15 protein-coding genes are annotated in these 15358 nt (G+C 72.8%); 7 read left to right on the top strand and 8 right to left on the bottom strand.

The genetic code is table 11. The features are described 5' to 3' along the window. Positions 1-172 precede the first annotated feature (172 nt). Positions 173-2002 carry a glycoside hydrolase family 13 protein gene (locus D458_RS0110650; RefSeq protein WP_017586731.1) on the bottom strand — a complete coding sequence of 610 codons (1830 nt, stop codon included), beginning with the start codon at positions 2000-2002 and terminating at the stop codon, positions 173-175. A gap of 901 nt (positions 2003-2903) precedes the next feature. After that, entirely contained in the window at positions 2904-3890 is a 987-nt protein-coding gene (locus D458_RS0110640; protein ID WP_017586729.1) for a glycoside hydrolase family 6 protein, read from the bottom strand. Between the two features lie 251 nt (positions 3891-4141). Between D458_RS0110640 and D458_RS0110635 the strand changes: the two genes are divergently transcribed. Then, positions 4142-4663, top strand: a complete 522-nt coding sequence (locus D458_RS0110635) for a GNAT family N-acetyltransferase (protein ID WP_017586728.1) — start codon at positions 4142-4144, stop codon at positions 4661-4663. A gap of 136 nt (positions 4664-4799) precedes the next feature. On the opposite strand, the gene D458_RS0110630 is transcribed toward D458_RS0110635, so the two are convergent. Continuing rightward, positions 4800-5837, bottom strand: coding sequence for an aldo/keto reductase (locus D458_RS0110630; RefSeq protein WP_026119180.1), 1038 nt, complete (start codon positions 5835-5837; stop codon positions 4800-4802). Between the two features lie 88 nt (positions 5838-5925). On the opposite strand from D458_RS0110630, the gene D458_RS0110625 reads away from it, so the two are divergent. Continuing rightward, positions 5926-6534, top strand: a complete 609-nt coding sequence (locus D458_RS0110625) for a TetR/AcrR family transcriptional regulator (RefSeq protein ID WP_017586726.1) — start codon at positions 5926-5928, stop codon at positions 6532-6534. 82 nt (positions 6535-6616) lie between these two features. On the opposite strand, the gene D458_RS0110620 is transcribed toward D458_RS0110625, so the two are convergent. Together D458_RS0110620 and D458_RS0110615 are read right to left on the bottom strand one after the other, a co-directional pair. Next, positions 6617-7495: an aldo/keto reductase gene (locus tag D458_RS0110620; RefSeq protein ID WP_017586725.1), complete on the bottom strand. Its 879-nt coding sequence runs from the start codon at positions 7493-7495 to the stop codon at positions 6617-6619. A 164-nt stretch (positions 7496-7659) separates the two neighbouring features. Beyond that, the gene (locus D458_RS0110615) at positions 7660-8526 is read right to left on the bottom strand and encodes an NAD(P)H-binding protein (protein WP_017586724.1); all 867 of its coding nucleotides are present in this window, start codon (positions 8524-8526) and stop codon (positions 7660-7662) included. 113 nt (positions 8527-8639) lie between these two features. On the opposite strand from D458_RS0110615, the gene D458_RS0110610 reads away from it, so the two are divergent. Next, on the top strand, positions 8640-9218 hold the full coding sequence (locus D458_RS0110610; RefSeq protein ID WP_017586723.1) for a TetR/AcrR family transcriptional regulator: 579 nt from the start codon (positions 8640-8642) through the stop codon (positions 9216-9218). Between the two features lie 78 nt (positions 9219-9296). Here the strand turns inward: D458_RS0110610 and D458_RS36950 are convergent, their stop codons facing one another. Further along, complete coding sequence (locus D458_RS36950; protein WP_017586722.1) at positions 9297-9455, bottom strand: hypothetical protein; 159 nt, start codon at positions 9453-9455, stop codon at positions 9297-9299. A gap of 25 nt (positions 9456-9480) precedes the next feature. On the opposite strand from D458_RS36950, the gene D458_RS0110600 reads away from it, so the two are divergent. After that, complete coding sequence (locus D458_RS0110600) at positions 9481-10008, top strand: CGNR zinc finger domain-containing protein (protein ID WP_026119179.1); 528 nt, start codon at positions 9481-9483, stop codon at positions 10006-10008. Between the two features lie 588 nt (positions 10009-10596). Here the strand turns inward: D458_RS0110600 and D458_RS0110595 are convergent. Together D458_RS0110595 and D458_RS0110590 are read right to left on the bottom strand one after the other, a co-directional pair. Then, positions 10597-11397 carry a hypothetical protein gene (locus tag D458_RS0110595; RefSeq protein WP_017586720.1) on the bottom strand — a complete coding sequence of 267 codons (801 nt, stop codon included), beginning with the start codon at positions 11395-11397 and terminating at the stop codon, positions 10597-10599. Positions 11398-11400: 3 nt separating this feature from the next. Beyond that, complete coding sequence (locus D458_RS0110590; protein WP_017586719.1) at positions 11401-12204, bottom strand: IclR family transcriptional regulator domain-containing protein; 804 nt, start codon at positions 12202-12204, stop codon at positions 11401-11403. Between the two features lie 179 nt (positions 12205-12383). Here D458_RS0110590 and D458_RS0110585 point away from each other — a divergent pair, with 179 nt between their 5' ends. From D458_RS0110585 to D458_RS0110575, 3 genes are all read left to right on the top strand, one after another. Beyond that, a complete protein-coding gene (locus D458_RS0110585) occupies positions 12384-13271 on the top strand; it encodes a CoA transferase subunit A (protein WP_017586718.1) in 888 nt (295 codons plus the stop codon). Then, entirely contained in the window at positions 13268-14023 is a 756-nt protein-coding gene (locus D458_RS0110580) for a CoA-transferase subunit beta (RefSeq protein ID WP_017586717.1), read from the top strand. Before D458_RS0110585 ends, D458_RS0110580 begins: the two co-directional genes overlap by 4 nt. 107 nt (positions 14024-14130) lie before the next feature. Then, positions 14131-15306 carry a thiolase family protein gene (locus tag D458_RS0110575; RefSeq protein ID WP_017586716.1) on the top strand — a complete coding sequence of 392 codons (1176 nt, stop codon included), beginning with the start codon at positions 14131-14133 and terminating at the stop codon, positions 15304-15306. Positions 15307-15358 lie beyond the last annotated feature (52 nt).

Here is a 15358-nt window from a genome sequence, read left to right as displayed (position 1 = left end):
CGCCGCCTCCGACCGCCACCCGGGCTCCTGTCGGTCCCGAGCGCCCGCGGCCGGTCCCGAGCGCCCGCAGCCGGTCCCGAGCGCCCGCGGCCGGTCCCGAGCGCCCGCGGCCGGTACGTGCGGGGCGCCGGGACGGGCCGGGCCCGTCGGAGTGCCCGGCCCGTCCTTCCTCTCAGGCCGCGGCGCGGGTCCCGACCGCCACCGCGTAGCCCGGGCCCTCGGCGGACAGGGTCACCTTGCCGTCGAGCTGGACCCGCACCCCGCCGTCGCTGTCCACGACCTCCAGGCCGACCGCGTCCAGCTCGCCCGGGGAGGCCATCCGCTCCCCGTGCGGGCCGTCGGTCAGGTGCACCAGGACCACCTGCTCGCCCAGGGTCCGCAGGAACGTCATGTGGTGCTCGCCCGCGTCCAGCCAGCGCAGCCCGCCGCTCTGGAGGGCGGGCAGGTCCCGGTGCAGGGCGAGCAGGCGGCGGTGCGAGTCCAGCACCCGACGGTCCCAGTCCCCGGGGCGGTGCCAGGGCATCGTGCGCCGCGAATTCTCCCCGTCACGGCCCTCCAGCCCGATCTCGTCCCCGGCGAACACGAACGGCACCCCCGGCAGCGTGGCCTGCGCGGCCACACCCACCGCCTGGAGCACCGGGTCGGCCACCACGGTGCGAAAACGCGCGGAGTCGTGGGTGCTCAGCGCGTTCACGCTGTGCGTACGCACCCGCCAGGGCAGCCCCGCGTTGGTGGCCCGCATCGCCCGCACGGCCTCGGCCGCACCGCTGCGGGGCAGTGGCGCCGACGTGTGCGTGGCCGCGTACCGCACCCCTTCCGGGCCGGTGTTCAGCCAGGCCCACACCGGCCGGGTGAACCCGGCGTAGTTCATCACGCCGTGCCAGCCGTCGTGGCGGGTGTCGGGCCCGGCGTCGTAGAAGTGCTCGGCCAGCAGCCACGCCTGCGGGGCCGCCTCGCGCATCCTGGCGGCGATCTCGCCGGAGACCTCGTGGTTGACGTCCTGGGCGCCCAGGCGGCCGGTCATGTTGGCCACGTCGATCCGCCAGCCGTCCAGGCCCTCCTCGCCGCCCAGACGGTCCACCAGCACCGAGTCGTCGGCGCCGTACACGCGCTCGCGCAGCGCGGCGGAGGAGTAGTCGAGCTTGGGCAGCGAACGCACGCCCAGCCAGCTCACGTAGTCGTCGGGGTGCTCGTCGAAGTAGTAGTACCCCGCCTCCTCCGAGGCCGGGTCGGCCTGGGCGGCCAGAAACCACTCGTGCTCGGCGCCGGTGTGGTTGGTGGTCAGGTCGCCCATCACCTTCATGCCGCGCGCGTGCGCCTCCCGGGTCAGGGCGCGCAGGGCCGCGTCGCCGCCGAGCAGGGGGTCCACCTCGGTGAAGCTGGAGGCGTCGTAGCGGTGGGTGGAGCGGGCCGGGAAGAACGGGGTCAGGTACACCACCTCCGCGCCGAGGCCGGCCAGGTGGTCCAGGTGGCGGCGCACGCCCTCCAGGGTGCCGCCGTAGTACTCCGCGGGCGCGTCCGGGCCGAACCCGGCGGGCTCGTCGTCCCAGGCGCGGGGGACCGCCCAGTCGGGGTGCTCGGAGAGCGGTTCGACGGAGTCGTCGTCGCGGGCGAACCGGTCCGGGAAGATCTGGTAGACGGTGGTCCCGGGCACCCAGGAGGGCGGGGCAGGGGCGTTGACCAGTCGGAAGTTGCCGTCGTCGGTGACCTCGTGGTCGTGTGCGCCGGCCTGGTCGAGCCAGGTGTAGCGGCGCTCGCGCACGATCGCGAACCGGTAGGAGGTCACCACGGGCTGGAGGGGGATCTCCACGGTGAACCAGCTGACCCCGTCCTCGGTGCGTTCCAGCTCGCCCTCGACCAGGCCCGCCTCGCCGTCCTCCACCACGTTCGCGTACACCGCGTCCGCGCCACCCGGGACCCGCACCCGCAGGTGCGCCCGGGTCCCGTCGAGGGTCACGTAATCGGACGACCCGTCGTGGTGGGGGTCGTGACTGAACAGCATGCAGGGAGCTCCTCGTGCCGGAAGTAAGGGCAAGTCACATGATGGCAAGAAAAAGACGCGGATGGGAAAGTATTTTCGCTGTCTCCTTGCGGAGTTCGAGGATATGGGTGGTTGACCCTGCAAGAGGGCGCGGAAGGCCCGCATGCTTCGCCAGTGCAGTGCAGTGCAGTGCAGTGCAGTGCAGTGCAGTGCCGTCGCTCGCCCAGACACGGCCTTCCGGCACCTCGGCTCACGAGATCCTGGAGGAAACGGGACCGGGTGCGATGCCGGTGTGTTTCTGACATCCGGCATGAGAGGAGGATCCGCCGCCCCCGGCGCCTACGAGGAGACCGGACCCTGGGTGTGGCGGGAGGTCGGGGGCAGCGGACCATCGCCGTGCGCGTGGCCGGCGACCGGGTCCGGGAGATCGGCTTCGCCTCGGCCTGCGTGGTGGGCGCGTCGTCGCCTGGACCGTGATCGTCCTGACCGTCACCGGGCTCCAGGACGTGTCACCGGTGGTGATCCGGACGGTCCAGGCGGCGCAGGCGCTGGCGGTCCTCGGTGTCCTTCCGGCGGCGTTCTCCCTGTTCTAGGTCCTGCGCCAGCGCACGGGGCGGGGGCGCTCCCTCGGAGCGGGGCTCGTCCTGGCGGCCCTGCTCGGGGTGGCCTGGTTCGCTCTCACCTTCGGGCTGCTCCTGCCGAGCGCCTCCTACTGGTCGCTCCGGAAGGCGCGTCCGGCCGGACGCGCCCGGGGCGGTGCCGGGAGGCGGGGCCGGAAAGGAAGGGGCGTCGGCCCCCGTTCGTGCGGCGGGGGCCGACACCCCTCCAGGCAGTGGCGCCCCTGCGGGCCGGTGCTGTTCGGCGTCGCCCGAACAGGGCCGCGACGGGAACCGGCCGTCGCGCGCCACCGGCCGGGGCCGGGTCAGCCCCCGGCGTTCTCGGCCAGCTCGTGGGCGATGTCCGGGATGAACGATCCGGCCGGACCCGCGCAGCCGTCGGCCTCACCGGGCAGCTTCACCCACAGGAAGGCGTCGACGAGCGGGTTGCCGGTGTCGGAGGTGGTGGGGGTGCCCAGGGCGCGGCCGGGCGGGTCGCACCACTCGCTGTCGTCGGCGGGGCCGTTGCCGTTGCGGCTGGTGTCCACCACGGCGGTCAGGTCCAGGCCGCTGGCCGCGATGATCTCCTCGGCGTAGGCGACCTCGTCGGCGGTGGTGCGGTAGTTGGAGGTGTTGGTCGCGATCCCGTGGGCGCTCTCGCCCGCGTTCACTCCGTGCAGCAGTTCGGCCACCTTCTCCGGGGAGTGCCAGTCCGAGTGCCCGACGTCCAGGTACACGCGGGCCTGGTCCGACCCCTCGATCAGGGCCTGCCCCGCGTAGGCCAGCGAGTCCATGACCTCGGCCGGGGGCTGGCCCTCGCAGCTGCCCATCAGGGAGAGCGCGTCCGGCTCCACCACGACGGCGGCGGGGCGGCCGTCGAGACCGGCGGCGAAGCCGTCGATCCAGGCCCGGTAGGACGCGTGGTCGGGGGCGCCGCCGCCGCTGTGGTTGCCGCAGTCCCGGCCTGGGACGTTGTAGACCACCATGACGGGCACGGTGCCGTCGGCCTCGGCGGCGCCGACCAGGGCGTCCACCTCGGATCGGATGCTGTCGGGGTTGTGCGTCGTGAACCAGGTGGCCTGGGCGACTCCGGCGATGCGCTCGCCGATCAGTGCGGCGCGGGGGTCGTCGGGGTTGTCGGCGACCCAGGCCGCGGCCGCGGTGTCCGGGTTGACGTAGTACTCGGCTGCCCGGGGCGCGTCGGCGGCCTCCTCGGAGTGGGACACCGCTTCCACGGTGGTCGCGCATGCCGAGGCGAGGAGGCCCAGGGCCAGCGCGGTCGCTGCGCCCAGTACGGGCCGGTGCGGTTTCATGGACGACTCCTTGAGCTGTGAGCGGGAGAGCGTGGGGGTGGTCGTGCCGGATCGGGAACGCCAGGCGGTGCGCCGATGGACTTGGGAGCGCTCCCAGAACCACTCACCCTAAAAGATCGCCTCCGTTCTGTGAAGGGGTGCGAACGGAGGGTTTCTGTGTCCGGCGAGACGGGAGGGCCTGCGGGGGAGGGAGTTCAGACTCTTGTGCCACCCCCCTGTCCCGGTGGTTGGTCCCGGGTTACCGTTGTGGTATGAGCCTTGAGCTGCCAACCGAACGACTCCTGATCAGGGAGTGGGAGCTGGGCGATGCCGACGCGGCCCTGCAGATCTACGGGGCCGAGGAGGTCGCGCACTGGCTGACGCCGGAGTGGCAACCGGTGACCGACATCAGCGCGATGCGCTCGGTGCTACACGCCTGGATCGAGGCGGGACCGAACCTGATCCCACCCGCCGGGCGATGGGCGATCGTCCGTGAGGAAGACGGACAACTGGTGGGAGGGCTGTCGCTGAAGCTGCTGCCGCCCTTCGAGGAGGACTTCGAACTGACCTGGGCGCTGCGTCCGGACGTGTGGGGGCAGGGCTACGCCACCGAGGCGAGCAAGGCCATCATCGGCTGGGCGTTCAAGCAGGGGATCGAGGAGGTGTTCGCGGTCGCACGCCCCCGCAACGAGCGGGCGATCGCCGTCGCACGCAGGCTCGGGATGGAGTGGGTCGGCGAGACCGAGAAGTACTACGACATGCGCTTGCAGGTGTTCCGCCTGCGTCCCAGCTGAACCGGGATCCAACGGCGTCCCGGCGCGACCGGGACCCGGCGGCCGCCACGACGGCCGCACAGCTTGACGGCCCCACGCACGCGGTCCGCCGGAGGAGGCTCCGGCGGACCGCGTGCGTGTCCGGGCGCCCGTCCGCTCAGGCGAACATCGGCGGGTCCAGGCGGGCGAACCCCTCCTGGCGGCGGTACGGGTAGTAGGGGTAGGGCGCCTCGCGGCGGCTCACCGCGTCCAGCCGGGCCACCTGCTCGGCGTCCAGCTCCCAGCCCACCGCGCCCAGGTTCTCGACCAACTGCTCCTCGGTACGGGCCCCGATGATCACCGAGGCCACCGTGGGCCGCCGCAGCAGCCAGTTGATTGCGACCTGGGGCACGGTCCTGCCGGTCTCCGCGGCCAGCTCGAACAGCACGTCCACCACGTCGAAGAGCAGGTCCTCGGCGACCGGCGGGCCGAAGCCGGAGGTGCGGTGCAGGCGGCTGCGCTCGGGCAGCGGAACACCGCGGCGCACCCGGCCGGTGAGCCGACCCCAGCCGAGCGGGCTCCACACCAGGGCGCCCACCCCCTGGTCGCGGCCCAGTGGCATGAGCTCCCACTCGTAGTCGCGTCCCACCAGCGAGTAGTACACCTGGTGCGCCACGTGCCGGGGCAGATGCAGCCGATCCGCGGAGGCCAAGGACTTCATCAACTGCCAGCCGGAGAAGTTGGACGCGCCCACGTAGCGCACCTTGCCGTCGCGCACCAGCGTGTCCAGCGCGGACAGGGTCTCCTCCACCGGGGTCGAGGCGTCGAAGGCGTGGAGCTGGAGCAGGTCGATTCGGTCGGTGCCTAGGCGGCGCAGGGCGTCCTCGGTGGTGCGGATCAGCCGTGAGCGCGAGGTCCCCGCGTCCTGGGGCCCCTCGCCCATGGGCAGGCCGACCTTGGTGGAGATCAGGACCCGGTCGCGGCGGCCCTGCACGGCCTGTCCGAGCACCTCCTCGGCGGCGCCGTCGGAGTAGACGTCGGCACTGTCGAAGAGGGTCACTCCCGCGTCCAGGCTCAGGTCCACGAGGCGGCGTGCCTGTTCGGTGCCGGTGGTCCCCCACTCGCCGAACAAGGGACCGCTGCCCCCGAAGGTGCCGGTGCCCAGGCTCAGTTCCGGCACGAGCAGGCCACTAGCGCCCAGATTGCGGTAACGCATGACGTCCCCCTGTTAATGGTACAAATATCCCGTTAGTACAGCGCGTACGCTAGCACGGAAGGACCGTTGACGGAATGGGAGTCCCTTCATGGTGCTGGTCGGGGAACCCGGTGGTACGCGGCCGGGTGGTCGGACCGCGCGAGTGCGCGCCGCCGTGCTGTCCGCCGCGGGCGACGCGCTCGCCGAGAGCGGTATGGGCGGCCTGGACCTGACCGACGTCGCACGCAGGGCCGGGGTCGGCCGGACCACCGTCTACCGCCGCTGGGGGTCGGTGCCCGCGCTCGTGGCGGACCTGCTCCAGGACATGGCCGAGCAGTCGCAGCCGCGGGTCGAGACCGGATCGCTGCTCAAGGACCTGCTCGCCAACGCCCGCCTGGTCCGCGACACCCTGGCCCACCCGCGCCAGGGGCCCCTGTTCAAGGCGATCATCGCCGCGGCCACCTGCGACGAACGCACCGCCCGGGCCCTGAACCGCTTCTACGAGGTGCGCATCAGCGAGTGGGTGCCCTGCGTGGAGCAGGCGGTGGAACGGGGTGAGCTCCCCGAGGGCACCGACGCCCGCGAGGTCGTCCGCGCGGTCTCCGCGCCCCTGTACTACCGCTTGCTGGCCAGCGGGGACCCCCTGGACGAGGCCGTCGCCGAACGCAGCGCGCGGGCGGCCGTCGTGGCCGCCCGCGCGGGGGTTCACGTGCGCTGAGGGTCGGGCGCTCCGGTACGAAGGGCTGCGCCCTCCCCGAGGATCTGGAGCCTTTCCCGGGCTCCTGTGCCCTTCCCCCGGGTCAGGAGAGCAGCTGGCTGATCCGCTCGACCTCCTCGGCGGACAGGCGCACCGCCGCGGCCCGCGTGTTCTCCTCCAGGTGCGCCACCCGCGAGGTGCCGGGGATCGGCAGCATCACGGGGGAGCGGTGCAGCAGCCAGGACAGCGCGAGCTGAACCGGGCTCACCCCGTGCTCGGCGGCGACGGCGGCCAGCGGGGAGTCGGCGGAGGCCATCTCGCCGCGCCCGACCGGGGCCCAGGGGAGGAAGGCGATCCCGTCCTTCTCGCACTGCTCCAGGACGTCCTCGGACTGGCGGAAGGACGGCGCGTACTGGTTCTGCACCGAGGCGACCGGCGCGATCGCGCGGGCCGCCGACAGCTCGTCCACGTTCACCTCGCTCAGCCCGATGTGGCGGATCTTGCCCTCGCGCTGGAGCTCGACCAGCGCGCCGAGCTGGTCGGCCAGCGGAACCTCGGGGTCGATGCGGTGCAACTGCATGAGGTCGATCCGCTCCACCCCCAGGTTGCGCAGGCTCAGCTCCACCTGCTGTTTGAGGTACTCGGGGCGGCCCATCCTGTGCCACTGCGCCGGACCGGTCCGCACGAATCCGGCCTTGGTGCCGATGACCAGGTCGTCGGTGTAGGGGTAGAGCGCCTCGCGGATGAGCTGTTCGCTGATCTGCGGCCCGTAGGAGTCGGCCGTGTCGATGAAGTTCACCCCGAGCTCGACGGCCCGCCGCAGTACGGCCAGGGCCTCGTCCCGGTCCCGGGGCGGCCCCCACACCCCCTCGCCGACGATCCGCATCGCCCCGAACCCCAGGCGGTGGACCGGTAGGTCGCCTCCGAGGAGGAGCGTTCCCGCCTGCTCTGCGACGTGGGGTGTGCTGTGTGCGTCGGTCACTGTCGTCCTTCCACTGCGGCGCGGCGGCCTGGTCGGTGCCATGGTGCCAGTTCGGTGGTGGCATGGCCCGTCTCCGCCGCTCCGTGTCGTTCTTCCGGCCGGGGACGGCAGGATTCCAGGAGCCGCCGGGACGCGCAAGGTACCCGGTCCCGCCGGGGCAGCGGTTACCGGAAGGCGTCGATGTGGTCGGCGACCCACCGGGCGTAGTCGCGTCCGGGGCGGCCCATGACCCGCTCGTAGTCCTTGGAGACGAACTCGTCCGGCCCCCATGGGGCGCCCTCGTCCTCCGGGCCGGGCTCCCACAGCAGCCAGTCGCAGACCTCGGGCGGAACGCCCTGGGAGATCCACAGTTCGCGGGTCTCGGCCAGGGTCAGCTCGACGAAGGCGATCTCCCTTCCCAGGGCCCGGGAGATCACGGCGGCGCGCTGGGCGGGGGTGATGTGCTCGGGGCCGGTGATCTCGTAGGCCCGGCCCTGGTGGCCGTCCTCCAGGAGCGCGGCCACCGCCATGTCGGCCACGTCGGCCTCGTGCACGGGGGCTCCGGGGTGGTCGCCGTTGGGCGCGCGGATCACGCCCTCGGCACGGACAGAGTCCGGGTAGGAGTCGAGGTCGTTGACCATGAACTCGCCGCCGCGCAGGTGCGTCCACTCCAGCCCGGAGCGCTCCACGGCCTCCTCCACCGGCCGGTGGTGCTGGTGGCCGAAGTTGCCCGAGGTGTCGGCGTCGGGGTCGGTCTCCACCGAGGACGAGGACATCAGGACGATCCGCCGCACGCCCGCGTCCCTGGTCCTGGCCACGACCTCCTCCGCGGTCTCGGGGTGCGGGTAGAGCATGACGGCGTCCACGCCGTCGAAGACGCCGTCGAGGGTCCAGGGCCTCTCGAGGTCGCCCGCGACGGGTTCGACACCCGCAGGGAAGGTGCGGCGGGCGGGGTCTCGGCTGAGCGCGCGGACGGCGGCCTCGCGCTCGAGGAGCAGCGGGACCACCGCGGAGCCGACGGTTCCGCCGGCTCCGGTCACCAGGATGCGCATGGTTCGGGTTCCTCTCGTCGCCTTGATGGGATCCCATTAGATCATAATGGGACACCACTGTGTCAAAAAGAGATCCATGTTTGCCGTTCTGGTGAGGGCGATAGGTTGGCGCCATGACGAGCACCGAGAACCCCAGGGCGGGGGTGCGTGCCCGGACCCGGGGCGCGATCCTGCGCGCGGCCGCCACCGTCCTGGCCCACGACCGCAACGCCCCGCTGTCAGCGGTCGCCGAGGCCGCCGAGGTGGGGCGCAGCACCCTGCACCGCTACTTCCCCGACCGCGAGGTCCTGCTGGCCGCCACCTACCAGGAGGCGCTCTCCGAGATCGGCCGGGTGATGGACGAGGCCGAGGTGGAGAAGGGGTCCGCCCTGGAGGCGATGCGGCGCGTGGTCGCCGCCCACGTGGAGGTGGGTGACTGGGTGGTCTTCGCCTTCGGCGACACCGCCAACGAGGTCTTCGACGACGCCCCCGCCGCCACGGATCCCGAACCCGACCTCCTCACGAACCTGGTGCGGCGGGGGCAGGAGGAGGGTGTGTTCGACCCCGAGGCCGATCCCGCCTGGGTGGTGCAGGTCCTGTGGGCCCTGGTCTTCACCGGCCTGGAGCGGGCCGAGCGCGGCCAGATGCCGCGGCACGCGGTGGCGCCGACGGTGGTGCGCACCCTGGAGCGGGGGATCTGCGCCCCGGGCTGACCCCGGAGCCGCCCCGGTCTGATCCGGGCCGCCCTGGGGGCCGTCCCGGGGGCGGCGGGCGGTCGGGGCGAGGGGGGTTCAGCGGCCGCGGCGCGACCGGGTGACAGCACGCGCCTGGGTGATGGGCGGGGAGAGGGCCACGCGGTGCTCGCCGCAGCGGCAGCGCTGGTACGTGACCACCCCCTCGCTGGTCGGGTGGGTGGAGTCGGTGGTCCAGCGGTGTTCGTGGTCGCTCATGCGCCCAGTCTGATGTAATGGCGTTATGCATCTCAACCCTTACGGGCAGGAGCCCTTGGCGCTCGCGGTGGACCTGGTCAACCGGCCGTGCGCCGGCACCGCCGACCTGGAACGGCGCTGCGCCGACACCGGCTTCCTCCTGGAACGGGCGGTGGGGGAGGACGACCTCGCCGAGGTCCGCGCCTTTTTGTCGGGCTGGACCGCCGTTGTCGACAGTCCGGACGAGCCCGTCCGCGCCGAGCGGCTCAACGCCCTGCTCGCCGAGTACTCCGGTCCGCCGCGGCTCACCGACCACGCGGGTACCGGCTGGCACCTGCACTACCGCCCCGACGACCTGCCCGCCCACCGGCAGATCGCCTCGCTGATCGCCGTCGGTACCGCCCTGCACCTGACCGGACGGGGGATGAGCCGCCTGGGCCGGTGCGCGGCCCGTGACTGCACGCGCGTCTACGCCGACTTCTCCCGCAACGGCCGCCAGCGCTACTGCTCGCCCGCCTGCGGCAACCGCGACGCCGTCCGCCGCCACCGCGCCCGCACCGCCGAGGACACCTGAGTCCCTGTCCAGGGCGGTTGCTCTTCGGTCGTGCCTTGCCTGTCCGGGCTGGTCCGGGCGTGCCCCCAGGCCTGCGCCCAACGCCGGGCCGTGTCGCGGCTGGTCGCGCACGTATCGAAAAGCGGCAGCGAAGGCGGTAGGGTTCCCCAGCTCCGCTCGGGCCGGTTGGCCGTGCTGCGGCCGGTCATCGGCTCCAACGGACAAGCGGTAGCGAGGGCGGCGCGGACCCCTCCCGGAGCGGGTTTCGGGCCCCTCCCCGTAAACGATCTTGCTACCAGAGGCGATCTCGGCGCCGAGATCGCCTCTGGTAGCAAGATCATCGGGGATTTAGGGGTTTCGGAAGCATCGGACGCCTCTGTATGCGAGTTTCAGGCACCCAGCCCCGCAAAGCTGAGACCCGAAGGCTGCCTCGGCCCACTCCCTCCTTTGCTGCCGCTGTTTCGTCTCGGGCATTGACCGGCCGCGACACGTTCAACCGGTTCGTGCAGGCCTGGGGGTGCTCCCGCCTTCGGTGCCGCTGTTCGCTGACCAGCGTGACCAGGGCCAGGATCTCCTCCGGGCCCACGTAGGGGTACTCGCGTCGGCCGCTCAGCGCCACAGGTACAGCCCCCAGCCGTCGCGGGTGAACGGCTCGGCCCAGTCCAGGAACTCCGTCAGCCATGGGTCGTCGCCCGGCTCGGGTTCGATGGGGACCGGGCCCGCCCTCCAACGCCGAGGGACGCACTGGTCGTACTCGTGCAGGGCCTCGGCCAGGTTCCGGGCGAAGGCGTCCACCTCGGACCGGACCCAGAACTCGTTCGGTTCGGGGCGGTCGTCCTCGGGGTGATCCGGCGGGCGCCGTTCACCGGGAACGGCCAGTGGCGGTTCCCGGCCGGGGATCGCCTCCCGGGCGAGTTCCAGCCGCTCGCCTCCGGCCCAGGAAAGGGGGAGGCCGCGGGTGCTCTCGGCGAGGTCGGCGGCCCTGTCCCACTTCCGGAGCAGGACCCGCGCCCGCTCGCGCGTGCGCATCGCCGCCATGAAGTGCGGGATCCTGCCCTCGCGCACCCAGCCGGTCCAGGTCCGCCACCGTTCGACCGAGCGCGCGGCCTCGGCCGGGGCCATCGAGCCCGGGGCCTCCCGTCGCCAGCGGGGCGGGAGCACGGGGCTTTCGGCCATCGCCGCCACCGGGAACGTGCGGCGGCGACCGTCACCGTTCACGGCCGGTTCGACCGTGCCGAGCAGCCGGTCGCCCGCCTCCTCGAAGGCGGCCTGCGCGCCGGTGTGACCGGAGCTTCCCGGGCCGGCCCGCTCGGCCTCCCGGGCCAGCCGGGTGTGCTCGGCGAACAAGGCGCCCACGGCCTCCGGTGCGGTGCCCGGGAGCGGCCGCACCGGGACCCAGCTGGCCCCCACGGGTCAGCCGGTGGCGTCGCGGCGGGCGACCGAGGCGAGGTCGGCCTCGATGAGGGCCGTGGTCTCCAGCAGGGCGGGGAGCAGATCGCGGCGCACGTCGTCGATCGAGGACCGGTTGGCGTGCGCGGACACGTTGGCCGCGGCGATCACCCGGCCGTCGCCGTCGTGGATGGGGGCGGCCAGGGAGCGCAGGCCCTCCTCCAGTTCCTGGTCGACGATCGCGTAACCCTGCTCGCGCACGCGCAGGATCTCCGTGCGCAGCTCGGCGGTGTCGGTGATGGTGAACCGGGTCAGCGGCTTCAGCGCGACCCGGTCCAGGTACGAGGTGAGTCCGGCCTCGTCGTACCCGGCCAGCAGGACCCGGCCCATGGAGGTGGTGGAGGCGGGGAAGCGCGTGCCCACGGCGATGGACACGGCCATGATCCGCGAGGTGGCCACACGGGCGACGTAGAGGACGTCGTCGCCCTCGAGCACCGACACCGAGGCCGACTCGTGGACCCGGGAGGACAGGTCCTCCAGGTGCGGCTGGGCCACGTCGGGCAGCCCGGCGGAGGCCACGTAGGCGTAGCCGAGCTCCAGCACGCGCGGGGTCAGGGAGAACATCCGGCCGTCGGTGCGCACGTATCCGAGGTCCACCAGGGTCAGCAGGAAGCGCCGGGCGGCGGCCCGGGTGAGGTCGGTGGCGCGCGCGACCTCGCTGAGAGTCATCGCCGGCCGCTCGGCGGAGAAGGCGCGGACGACCATGAGTCCCCGTTCCAGGGACTGGACGAAGTGGGCTCCGCGGTCGGGGGCGTCTTCGGTGGTCATGGGGCCTTCCGGGGTCGAGGACAGGGGGTGCGGGCGCGTCACGGCGGCTCGCGGTCATCGCGATGTTCTCATACCGAACAGGCAGGGCATGCCTTGACCCTTCCTGTGATCGGCGCTACGGTCATACCCAGTTGTTCGCACTGTGAACATCCATTCGCTATACGAACGGGAGGATCACCATGGTCGTGCCCCTGGGCGAGGCGGTCCGACAGCTCATCCATGACGGCGACACCGTCGCCCTGGAGGGGTTCACCCACCTCATCCCCGTGGCCGCCGGGCACGAGATCATCCGTCAGGGCCTGCGCGACCTCACGCTGGTCCGGATGACACCCGACATCGTCTACGACCAGCTCATCGGCGCCGGATGCGCGCGCAAGCTCGTCTTCTCCTGGGGCGGCAACCCCGGGGTGGGCTCGCTGCACCGCTTCCGTGACGCGGTCACCGACGCGTGGCCGGCCCCGCTGGAGATCGAGGAGCACAGCCACGCGGGGATGGCCAACCGCTACGTCGCCGGCGCCTCCGGTCTGCCCTTCGCCGTCCTGCGCGGCTACAGCGGCACCGACCTGGTCGAGAACAACCCCAACATCAAAACGGTCACCTGTCCCTTCACCGGGCAGGAACTGGCCGCTGTCCCCGCGCTCAACCCCGACGTCACCGTCATCCACGCCCAGCGCGCGGACACCGCGGGCAACGTGCAGCTGTGGGGCATCACCGGCATCCAGAAGGAGGCCGCCCTGGCCGCCGACCGGGTCCTGGCCACCGTGGAGGAGGTCGTGGACGTGCTCGATCCCGTCCCCGGCCAGGTGATCCTGCCGAGCCGGGTCGTCGACGCGGTCAGTGTCGTGCCCGGCGGCGCAGCCCCCTCCTACGCGCACGGCTACTACGAGCGGGACAACGCCGCGTACAAGGACTGGGACGCGATCGGCCGCGACCGCGAGGCCTTCACCGCCTGGCTCCGCGAACTCACCTCGGCCGCCCCCGGCCGGACGGCCCCGACCCCCGCTGTCCCCCCGGCGCCCGGTTCCCCGGACGCCGGCGACCCCGAACCCGCTGGGAGAGGCGCGTGACCACCGTGACCTGGACGTCCGACGAGATCATGACCGTCACCGCGGCGCGCTCGCTGCGCGACGGGATGGCCTGCTTCGTCGGCATCGGCCTGCCCAGCACCGCAGCCAACGTGGCCAGCCGCACCCACGCCCCCGACCTGTGGATGATCTACGAGTCCGGCACCCTGGGCGCGTCCCCCGACCACCTGCCGCTGTCCATCGGTGACGGGATCCTCGCCGATACCGCCGACACCGTGGTCTCGGTGCCCGAGGTCTTCAACTACTGGCTCCAGGCCGGGCGCATCGACGCCGGGTTCCTGGGCGCCGCCCAGATCGACCGCTACGCCAACATCAACACCACCGTCATCGGCGACTACGACGACCCCCGGGTGCGCCTGCCCGGGGCCGGCGGCGCCCCCGAGATCGCCGCCTCCTGTCGCGAGGTCATCGTGATCATGCGCCACAGCCGCCGCGCGTTCGTGGACAAGGTGGATTTCGTGACCTCGGTGGGCCACGGCGCGGGCCCGGGCGACCGGGAGCGGCTCGGCCTGACCGGGGCCGGTCCCGTCCGGGTCATCACCGACCTCGGTGTGCTCGAACCCGACCCGATCACCCGGGAGCTCACCCTGGTGGGCGTGCACCCGGGCGTGGAGGTGTCGGCGGTGCGCGAGGCGACCGGCTGGGACCTGAGGGTCTCCGACGACCTCGTGCGCACCCCGGCCCCCACCGACACCGAGCTCTCCGTGGTCCGTTCCCTGACCGGGGCCGCCTGAAGCCGTTCCGCTACCGTTGCCTAACACTGTTAGGTAACAGATCGCGGAACCCCGCACAGCGCGACCCCGCCCGACGGACACACACCCCTCGAACCAGGAGGCCCACGGTGACCGACGTCCACGTCCTCGACGCCGTCCGCACCCCCTTCGGCAAGTACGGCGGCGCCCTCTCCGGCACCCGCCCCGACGACCTCGCCGCACACGTGATCAGCGCCCTCACCCGACGCGCGCCCGGCCTGGACCCCGCCGCCCTCGACGAGGTCCTGTTCGGCAACGCCAACGGCGCGGGCGAGGAGAACCGCAACGTCGCCCGCATGGCCGCGCTCCTGGCCGGGCTGCCCACCTCCGTCCCCGGAGCCACCGTCAACCGCCTCTGCGGATCCGGGATGGAGGCGGTCGTCCAGGGCAGCCGCGCCATCCAGACCGGCGACGCCTCCCTGGTCCTGGCCGGGGGAGTGGAGTCCATGAGCCGCGCCCCCTGGGTGCTGCCCAAACCGGCCAAGGGATTCCCCGCCGTCAACGCCACACTGCACTCCACCACCCTGGGCTGGCGCATGGTCAACCCGCGCATGCCCCGGAAGTGGACCGTCTCCCTCGGTGAGGGCACCGAGGGTCTCGCCGAACAGCACGGGGTCAGCCGCGAGGACCAGGACGCCTTCGCCCTGGCCAGCCACACCAAGGCCGCCCGCGCCTGGGCCGACGGGACCTTCGACGCCGAGATCGTCCAGGTCGAGGGCGCCCGCCTGGACCGCGACGAGAGCATCCGCGAGAGCTCCCCCGAGAAGCTCGCCGGGCTCGAACCGGCCTTCCGCGACGAGGGCACCATCACCGCGGGCAACGCCTCACCCCTCAACGACGGCGCCGCCGCGCTCCTGCTCGGCAGCGAGGCCGCAGCCACCGCCGCCGGCCTGGAACCCCTCGCCCGCGTGGTCAGCCGGGGCGCCGCCGGGGTCGACCCCGACGTGTTCGGCATCGGCCCCGTCCGCGCCGCCGAGACCGCCCTCGAACGCGCCGGGATCGGCTGGGGCGACCTGACCGCCGTCGAACTCAACGAGGCCTTCGCCGCCCAGTCCCTGGCCTGCATCCGAGCATGGAAGGACCTGGACCCCGACATCGTCAACCGCAACGGCGGCGCCATCGCCATCGGCCACCCGCTCGGCGCCTCCGGCGCGCGCGTCATCGGATCGCTCGCCCACGAACTGCGCCGGCGCGGCGGAGGATGGGGCCTGGCCGCCCTGTGCATCGGCGTCGGCCAGGGCCTGGCCGTCGTACTGCACGCCTGACGGAACACGCCTGACGCCAAGGGCCCCGGGTGTCCCCCGGGGCCCTCCCCGA

This window comes from Nocardiopsis ganjiahuensis DSM 45031, from assembly GCF_000341085.1.
GTDB lineage: Bacteria > Actinomycetota > Actinomycetes > Streptosporangiales > Streptosporangiaceae > Nocardiopsis > Nocardiopsis ganjiahuensis.
The sequence above is the reverse complement of the archived record's forward strand: the minus strand, read 5'-3'. Positions and strand labels throughout refer to the sequence as shown.

What these genes read in the sequence shown, in the direction of transcription:
- D458_RS0110650 (WP_017586731.1), bottom strand. Translation starts at nt 2,002, where the DNA reads ATGCTGTTCAGTCACGACCCCCACCACGACGGGTCGTCCGATTACGTG.
- D458_RS0110640 (WP_017586729.1), bottom strand. Translation starts at nt 3,890, where the DNA reads ATGAAACCGCACCGGCCCGTACTGGGCGCAGCGACCGCGCTGGCCCTG.
- D458_RS0110635 (WP_017586728.1), top strand. Translation starts at nt 4,142, where the DNA reads ATGAGCCTTGAGCTGCCAACCGAACGACTCCTGATCAGGGAGTGGGAG.
- D458_RS0110630 (WP_026119180.1), bottom strand. Translation starts at nt 5,837, where the DNA reads ATGCGTTACCGCAATCTGGGCGCTAGTGGCCTGCTCGTGCCGGAACTG.
- D458_RS0110625 (WP_017586726.1), top strand. Translation starts at nt 5,926, where the DNA reads ATGGTGCTGGTCGGGGAACCCGGTGGTACGCGGCCGGGTGGTCGGACC.
- D458_RS0110615 (WP_017586724.1), bottom strand. Translation starts at nt 8,526, where the DNA reads ATGCGCATCCTGGTGACCGGAGCCGGCGGAACCGTCGGCTCCGCGGTG.
- D458_RS0110610 (WP_017586723.1), top strand. Translation starts at nt 8,640, where the DNA reads ATGACGAGCACCGAGAACCCCAGGGCGGGGGTGCGTGCCCGGACCCGG.
- D458_RS36950 (WP_017586722.1), bottom strand. Translation starts at nt 9,455, where the DNA reads ATGAGCGACCACGAACACCGCTGGACCACCGACTCCACCCACCCGACC.
- D458_RS0110600 (WP_026119179.1), top strand. Translation starts at nt 9,481, where the DNA reads ATGCATCTCAACCCTTACGGGCAGGAGCCCTTGGCGCTCGCGGTGGAC.
- D458_RS0110590 (WP_017586719.1), bottom strand. Translation starts at nt 12,204, where the DNA reads ATGACCACCGAAGACGCCCCCGACCGCGGAGCCCACTTCGTCCAGTCC.
- D458_RS0110585 (WP_017586718.1), top strand. Translation starts at nt 12,384, where the DNA reads ATGGTCGTGCCCCTGGGCGAGGCGGTCCGACAGCTCATCCATGACGGC.